Annotated in this window: 2 protein-coding genes; one reads left to right on the top strand and one right to left on the bottom strand. The window is 65.8% G+C overall.

Annotated features, from left to right (window positions below; genetic code table 11):
* On the bottom strand, positions 1 to 195 hold a 195-nt coding region (locus tag WCE05_RS25865; RefSeq protein ID WP_205998077.1), incomplete at its 3' end, for a hypothetical protein.
* 236 nt (positions 196 to 431) lie between these two features.
* On the opposite strand from WCE05_RS25865, the gene WCE05_RS25870 reads away from it, so the two are divergent.
* Positions 432 to 761, top strand: a 330-nt coding sequence (locus WCE05_RS25870) for a hypothetical protein (protein WP_140159805.1), incomplete at its 3' end; no start/stop codon positions are given.

The following is a 761-nucleotide window of genomic DNA, read 5'->3' on the forward strand; positions in this document are numbered from 1 at the left end:
GGGCACAACAAAAAGCCCGGCATCGCTGCCGGGCTCCGGCCCCGTCCTTGGGGCCTTGATGTCGGGTCGTTGCCGGGATCGGACCGCGCTGGCGCGGTCCGGTTCCCTGACGACCGGGCCAACCGGAGCCAAGGCGTCCTGAGATAGCCCGGTCATCCAGCGCGCTTCCCTTACCCTCTCGAACAGCTTGCCCACGTCGCCGCCTCCTTGTGGGCAACGAGAGTGCGTCGGGGTGGCGCGTAGTAAGTTAGTAACACTGTATGGCCCCAGCCATCGAGGATCAGGAGCAGCACGGGTTTCGGTGTGGGCACGAGCGCATTCCGCAAGAACGATGCCGAGCGCGTGCGCGAGCACCTGTACGCATTCGGGCAATCCGTGCTGCACACCGAAATGCAACGCCTGCTTGGCCGCGCATCAACAAGGATTAATTCATGAGCATCAAACAAGAGACCTGCCGCCGACTGGGCCTGCCATGCGATGGTGTTGCGATCACGCACTTGACGGCGGGGCAACTGGCCACGGCCCTGCGCGCCTTCAAGGCCTGCGAGGCGCTCACTGAGCGTGGAGCCCGTGGCATCGACGCGGCGCTGATCGAAGTCATGGCCGAAGCAATAGCGGGCATCACCGGCGCGGAACCTGCCTGTTGCCGCGCGGGCGGAGCGGCGGGCGGGGGCGGCTGCGGCTCGACCTCCGCGTCGAGGAAGTCATCACCGAGGTGCGGCTGGAGTTCAGCCGTCATCGCAAGGAGGCCAAGAACCATC

It is taken from the genome of Pseudomonas sp. I2 (genome assembly GCF_040984075.1).
GTDB classification, from domain to species: domain Bacteria; phylum Pseudomonadota; class Gammaproteobacteria; order Pseudomonadales; family Pseudomonadaceae; genus Aquipseudomonas; species Aquipseudomonas guariconensis_B.